The 6,671-nt window shown below is 54.4% G+C and carries 7 protein-coding genes; 2 read left to right on the forward strand and 5 right to left on the reverse strand.

Annotated features, from left to right (window positions below; genetic code table 11):
• Positions 1-262 (reverse strand): alpha/beta hydrolase (locus ACYVEA_RS34055; RefSeq protein WP_461117849.1); only part of this gene is annotated, 262 nt, incomplete at its 3' end.
• Between the two features lie 518 nt (positions 263-780).
• Here ACYVEA_RS34055 and ACYVEA_RS34060 point away from each other — a divergent pair.
• Positions 781-2,067, forward strand: coding sequence for an MFS transporter (locus ACYVEA_RS34060; protein WP_461117850.1), 1,287 nt, complete (start codon positions 781-783; stop codon positions 2,065-2,067).
• A gap of 49 nt (positions 2,068-2,116) precedes the next feature.
• Positions 2,117-3,163: a sodium:calcium antiporter gene (locus tag ACYVEA_RS34065; RefSeq protein WP_461117851.1), complete on the forward strand. Its 1,047-nt coding sequence runs from the start codon at positions 2,117-2,119 to the stop codon at positions 3,161-3,163.
• 246 nt (positions 3,164-3,409) lie between these two features.
• Here the strand turns inward: ACYVEA_RS34065 and ACYVEA_RS34070 are convergent, their stop codons facing one another.
• The 4 genes from ACYVEA_RS34070 to ACYVEA_RS34085 form a co-directional block, all read right to left on the reverse strand.
• On the reverse strand, positions 3,410-4,030 hold the full coding sequence (locus ACYVEA_RS34070; RefSeq protein WP_461117852.1) for an NAD(P)-dependent oxidoreductase: 621 nt from the start codon (positions 4,028-4,030) through the stop codon (positions 3,410-3,412).
• Complete coding sequence (locus ACYVEA_RS34075) at positions 4,012-4,200, reverse strand: hypothetical protein (protein ID WP_461117853.1); 189 nt, start codon at positions 4,198-4,200, stop codon at positions 4,012-4,014. Before ACYVEA_RS34075 ends, ACYVEA_RS34070 begins: the two co-directional genes overlap by 19 nt.
• Before the next feature lie 374 nt (positions 4,201-4,574).
• Positions 4,575-5,978, reverse strand: coding sequence for a sulfatase-like hydrolase/transferase (locus ACYVEA_RS34080; protein ID WP_461117854.1), 1,404 nt, complete (start codon positions 5,976-5,978; stop codon positions 4,575-4,577).
• Positions 5,979-6,507: 529 nt separating this feature from the next.
• A partial coding sequence (locus ACYVEA_RS34085; RefSeq protein WP_461117855.1) for an ATP-binding protein occupies positions 6,508-6,671 on the reverse strand: 164 nt, incomplete at its 5' end.

Genomic DNA, 6,671 nt, shown 5'->3' on the forward strand with positions numbered 1-6,671 from the left:
CATTAAGAGCGAGTAAACATCTGATTTTCGGAATCCTTGAAGCAGCAATAGCGGCAATAGTCGCTCCTTCACTATGCCCGATTACTCCAATTCGTCGTGAATCTACCGCTTTATGGCTTTTTAAATAACTAAAAGCCACTTGTGCATCGGAAGCCAATTCTGTAGTAGTAGATTCTTCGATTGGCTTTCCTGGTGATCGCCCTTTAGACCGATTATCATAGCGTAACACAGTAAATCCCTTTTTGACTAATTCGTTCGTCATTACCTGGAAGGGCTTAAGTCCCTCTACCTCCCCATCTCGATTGCTAGCCCCACTGCCCAAGACAATAAGCACCGCCGGATGAAGGCCCCGTCCTTTAGGGATCGTGAGTATGCCAGCTAATAGCTGATTATTGTTGGTAAAACTGACGCTTTGTTGAGTTTGGGCCAAGCAAGGCCCCCCTATACATAGTAGGAAAAGGATCATTCCAAACCGCATGTGTCACCAAGTTCATGTTTGCTGTGGGAAAATAGAGGAAATTAATCAATCACCCTAAACGCCTCCTTTACACAGCATCTATTTGAAGATCACCTCGTCTCGTATGGGAGCGTTTTTCTGAGACCATAGAGACAGATAGCAATTTTGCCCTTCCGCGTAAGAGCGTCGCTTCAGCGGGTATAACTATTTCCTGCACACTCCGTTGAAACAAACGCAGGCAAACTCAGCCCTGGTGCAGAAGCCGGGGTAATACTATTCGGCCAGCAAGACCCTCACAAACCAAAACGGCCATCCCAACCGGCATGACTACCCTCGACCAAAGCCGACGCCTTCGCTACGCAACCTTCTTCTACTTGTATGTGATGCAGGGCATTCCCTCAGGCCTGGCCCTGACGGCCCTGACTAATTATCTAGCCGCCGAAGGCATCGACGCCCGCCGGCTGGCCACCTTCGGCACGATCGTGGGGCTGCCTTGGGGGATAAAATTTGTCTGGGGACCCCTGATCGACCGGTTTCAGCACGCCGCCATGGGCCGACGACGCCCCTGGGTGTTGGGGGCTCAGCTCATGGCGTTCCTGGCCTCCCTGGGGCTGCTCCTGCCCACCGACCCGGTTCTCGACATCGATCAACTGATGTGGTCATTTGCCTTACACGGCGTGTTTGCCTCCTTGCAGGATGTCAGTGTCGACGCCATGGCCATCACCAGTGTTCCTACGCCCGAACGGGGTCGGATTAACGCCCTGATGAAGACCGGTATGGTGACGGGGCAGGCCATGGGAGCCGCCGGGTTAGCCCTGGTGATTCACCGGCAGGGGTTCCATACGGCAGCATTGGCCCAATCAACCATGTTAGCCGGCTTAACGATACTAACGTTTTTTATTCGCGAACGCTCAGGGGATGTGTTGTTTTCCTTTCGGCAGCTTCCCCTGGCGGCCAGTCCCAACCAGCTAGACTCCATGCGGGGCTTGATGGGCAAGCTGGTTGGAGCCTTGCTGGAGCGGCAAAACCTGCTCCTGTTCGGCGCAGTGGCGGTCGTCTTCATTGGCGAGCGACTGTTTCAGCGGGTGTACGGGCTATACCTGATTCGAGAAGCCGGCTGGACCGACACGGCGGTTTCGGTGCTGAGTGGTACCTATGGCACCCTGGTTGCCCTGGTGCTGGCGCTGATTGGGGGCTGGCTGTCGGACCGCCTTGGCTCGACACGCCTGCTGGGCGGCATGGTCCTGACGATGGCCGCCCTGCACATCGGCTTTTCCCTGGGCCATAGCGGGTGGGCCAATCCGGCTGTCGCCACGAGTGGATTGGTGGTGCGTCAAACGCTGGAGCCGTTATTCAGTATCGCCGCCCTGCCCGTGCTGATGGGGCTGTGCCGCCCGCAGGTGGCCGGGGCGCAGTTTGCCTTTTATATGGCCCTGAGCAATCAGGCCGATCTGGCGGGTATCTACCTATCAGGCATACTCTATGGTCAACTATCTAGTTGGATTATCGGGTTAGGCTGTGGGCTAGCGATGCTGCTGGCGTGGCTGGTGGTCAGGCGATTTAGTGGCCCTTTGCCCCGCCTTGAACAAGCCCGTCAACAGGTGGTTTAGGTAAAAACACCCCGGCTTCTAATCGCTTTGTCCTATAGCCAGCCATCTCATGTTCGATTCAGTTTCGCCTCTGGTCTTAGGCCTGGTTTTCGTGGCAGCGGCCATCGTGGTCTGGCGGGCGGGCATCGCCTTGTCAAACACCATTGATGCACTGGACAAACACTTTGGCCTGGGTGATGCCCTGGGCGGGATCATCGTGCTGGCGATCGTGACCAATTTGCCCGAAATTGCCATCACCGTAAGCGCGGCCATGACGAATAAAGTCGAACTGGCAGTGGGAAATATTCTGGGAGGTATCGCCCTGCAAACGGTAGTGTTGGTAGTCCTTGATGCCGTTGGGGTCGGGAAACAGGCCACGCTAACAGCGAAACAGTCCTCACTCACCCCCGTGCTGGAAGGCTCGCTGGTGATTGCCATGTTGACACTGGTGATCATGGGGCATCAGTTACCTAAGGATCTGGTTTTCGCGCGTCTAACGCCGGATAGCGTGTTACTGGTGGGTACCTGGGTCGTTGGGGTATGGCTGATTGGGCGAGCCCACAAGGGCCTCCCCTGGCAGATTGAACCGCCGGTGAAGTCGGCTCAACAAGTGCCTACCGCCGCTAATGGACGCAGTATGAGCCAAACGCTATGGCTGTTTAGTCTGGCGGCACTGGCGACGCTGGCAGGCGGGGTGATGCTGGAAGAAAGTGGGGATGCAATGGCCAAACACCTGGGGATGGATGGGGTGCTGTTTGGGGCCACGGTACTGGCGGCGGCCACTTCCCTGCCCGAAGTCTCAACGGGCCTGGCTTCGATCAAAAACCAGAATTACACGCTGGCTATCAGCGACATCTTTGGCGGCAACGCCTTCCTGCCGGTCTTGCTGGTAGTGGCAACGGTTGTGTCAGGTAAGCCCGTGCTGCCCACGGCTCAAAAAAGCGATATGTATCTGACTGGCTTAGGGATTCTAGTCACACTTCCCTACCTCTACGGGGCCTTGTTTCGCCCCAAACGCCAAGTTGCCCGAATGGGCTTGGACTCCTTGGTTGTACTGCTGCTTTATCTGTTTGGTACCCTCGGCTTATTTATTATCGCCCGCTCGGGGTCTAAGTAAGCAGGCGATCGACCATGGCGGTGGTATTAGCAGCACGTGGTAACCGCTGATAGGCGTCTGGCCATACTCCTTCGTCTTATGAGGGAGCGTTTAGATGAGATTCTGAAAAGAAATTGACTAGAGGTTGGTGCCTGCGATCCGGGATAAAAGTAAGTGCGTCTTTGATCATTTGTTGGCGATTGGAAAGCGTTTTTATGAAACCATTGTGGCTAAATGACTCCCGCTTGCGCTCGTTGCCTAGGACAATTAATAGGCAACAGCAATGGCCTGATGCCAGTGGGCCTTCGTTTCCAGTTGGGTTAACAGACAATCCGCCACGTCGGCCCGCGAGATAGAATTAGCTCGGGACAACTCCCCCGACGAGCCTATCTGGTAATGACCACTGTGCGGACCATCGAACAACCGGGATGGACGCACAATCGTCCAGGTCAACCTACTCGCCCGAATTATCTGCTCCATCTGCTGCATATCCTTATAGATGTTCTTCAGTAAAGGCTTGATGAACCAAACGTACCACCAGGGGCCAACCGGTTTGTCCAGCACGCCCACGCTGGTCATACAAATCAACCGGTCAACGCCCGTTTTCTCCATTTGCTCGATGATGTTACGGGCTGATTGGCGGTAGAAGATCATGGGCCACAATGAACTCTGGCCCACCACCGACAATACGGCCTCATGTCCGGGCAGCGTCCTGGCCAGTGAATCGGGTTGCATTACATCGCCGCTGATCACCTGCAGGCGGGAATGGGTCAGGGTAATCGCATCGGGCTGTCGCACGATAGCGGTGACCTGATGGCCTTTGTCAAGTGCCTGTTGCACCAGCGCACGTCCGGTGCCGCCGGTAGCCCCTAAAATAGCCAGTCGCATAGATTCGTCATGTCGTGCATTGTCATTGCCTGTCCTGGCCGATAAGGCAGGGAGTGAGGCCATCCCACGCTCGCTGCTGATGCCTGCTGGTCCTTGTCCCGACCTACCGCGCAATGACGGGTAAGCAGTTGTTTCGGCTCGGCAGAGTCAATTTCAAATTGGGCTGACATCGTTGCTTTGCTCTGGTTTGCTTCGCTAAAGTCAGAGCAGGGGATTCCTGTTTTCTTTAATGCACTTTGCTAACCCTGTTGTGAGGGAATGGTCTGGCCAACCAGCGTATACGGATTGTTAAGCCAGTGCCTTTCGATAAGCTGCCATGCTAGTGCATAGGCTAACGGTTCGTATTTACGCTAGTTCACTATACGTCTTATGGGTGAACAAAGAAAGATACGCAGCCTTAGAAAGAAGCGTTTTGAGGTTTGCTTTCTGTTAACGCGAAGCCGCCGCATAGGCATTTTAATTGGCTATTGTTGTCCCTTTGAGCGAATTAGGACGGGGTATTCGCAGTTAGTGCGTTCCGCCAGAGCTTGGATCATGAATGCAACTATTTTTTCCCGGCTTTAGTCTGTTCCGGTCCCGACAGCGTTCGGCGCCAGGCCAACAACTTTCCTTTCATCTCGGTCACCCGGCTAGCGTACCGGGCCGCTACGTTCGTTGTTTCGGCGGCATCACTTTTGAAATTATATAACTCGGTGCCGGTGCCATCATCATTTACCAGTAGTTTCCAGTCCCCCTGCCGCATGGCCAGGTTGGGACTTCGGTCGCGACCCACGGGGTATCTGAACGAAAGGTTGTTGCGACCATACTCCCAAAAGATCGGTACGGATCGCACGCCGGGCTGGCCCTGCAGGATAGCCACTGCGTCGATGCCGTCCCCTGTCGCTTTCGCTCGCTGGTCCACCAGACTCAGGAACGTGGGAAATAAATCTGTGGCACATAATACGGAAGTCGAGTCAACGACACCTTTGGGGGTTCGAGCTGGATAGCGCACGATGAAAGGCATGCGGATGCCGCCCTCATAGAGGGAGAGTTTGCTGCCCCGGTAAATGGCTGAGCGCTCGCCCTCGAAAGTGGGCAAGGCGCCATTGTCAGAGGTGAAGACGATGAGCGTGTTATCGTCAATACCTAATGCTTTTAAGCCAGCCATCAACCGGCCAATTTGCTTGTCCAGCTCAGCCAGTACCAGCTTAAACTCGCGTGGCTTCTCGGTCCCCCCGGGAAATTCATGGAGGCTCATCTCGTCGGGTACCCAGGGCGTGTGGACGTCGTCGGGCCAGAGATTGATGAAGGCGGGCTGACCGGGGTTCCGTTTGAGAAAGTCCAGCGTCTTGTCGACGAAGTAGGCTGTCCGTTTCCAACGTTTTATACTGTCGGTTCGGGCCCAGATCCAGTTGGTAGAAGTTAGTAATGGATCGGGGTCGGGACTCTCGTAGGTGCTGGCGTATTCGTCGAAGCCATACTGAGTGATGCCCGGCGCGTTATCCACATCACGCCCACCCCCCATATGCCATTTACCGAAATGAGCCGTTTTGTAATCCGCCTGTTTAAGCTGCCGGGCCATGGAGGGGGCAGTCGGGTCGAGAAAGTCGGCCTGCTGGCAGGTGCGGTTGTGCTGGCGGTCGCTGAGATAGGAGGTGATTTTCCATTTACCCGCTGCCATGCCCGTCATCAGGCTCACCCGCGAGGGAGAACAGATGGGGGCCGCGCTGTAGTAGTTGGTGAATTTTATGCCTTCCCGGGCCAGCCGGTCAATGTTGGGGGTGGGCGGTAAGCGGCTGTCGGGGGTGCGGTAGCAGCCAACGTCACCGATGCCCATATCGTCCACCAGAATCAGGATAATGTTGGGTCGGGTCGGTTTACGTTGGGCAATGGGCTTTGGGGCCACCGTAAATGACGTAACTAGGGTGATTAGGATGAGGGTCAAGAATACAACAGGCTTACTGTTCATATAGGTATTTCGAGTAGTTCTGAGGAAAAGAACGGCACAGGCCGCCCTAATAATTCAGCGTCCGCTGTGTGACCACTTGGCTCATCTAATCGAATGAACTACCCAAATTAGACCAGACGGACTTAAAGTCCAAAGAGTTGTGACAACTTGAGCCAAGTGGTCATCATTCGGGAAAGACGAATTCCAAAGAAAGGGCAATTTAACCGTAACCTTGTCTGGATCAAGAACGCTGTTTTACTATTTATGGCAGCTCGACAACAAACCACCCAGTACCATCAGCACAAATACGAATCGCATGGGTTAAGCAATTTCAACAAGGACAGCGAAAGAGTTATCTTGGTGTGATCAGGAATGAGTCGGCTAGTGGAGTTTCTTTGCATACAGGGTTATAAGTTATTTCCCTAATCATGTGCCGGTCTATTTTTAAGAGGTTGACGTTTCAAACCAGCGTTATTTTGAGAATATGATTGGATAGAGAAATGAGGGTAGCCCGTTCATCAAACGCCCCACCGCCGTTCCGTCCTAAACCCTACTCCTGGTTCAAGCTAGGCAGGTAGAGAGTAAAGGTGGCTCCTTCCCCCGGTTGACTCTGCGCTGTAATGGCGCCCCCGTGATTGGTGACTACTTTCTGGACTACCGCCAAGCCAATGCCCGTGCCGGCGAACTCATTCTTACCGTGTAGCCGCTGAAACA

Source organism: Spirosoma jeollabukense, from assembly GCF_054777855.1.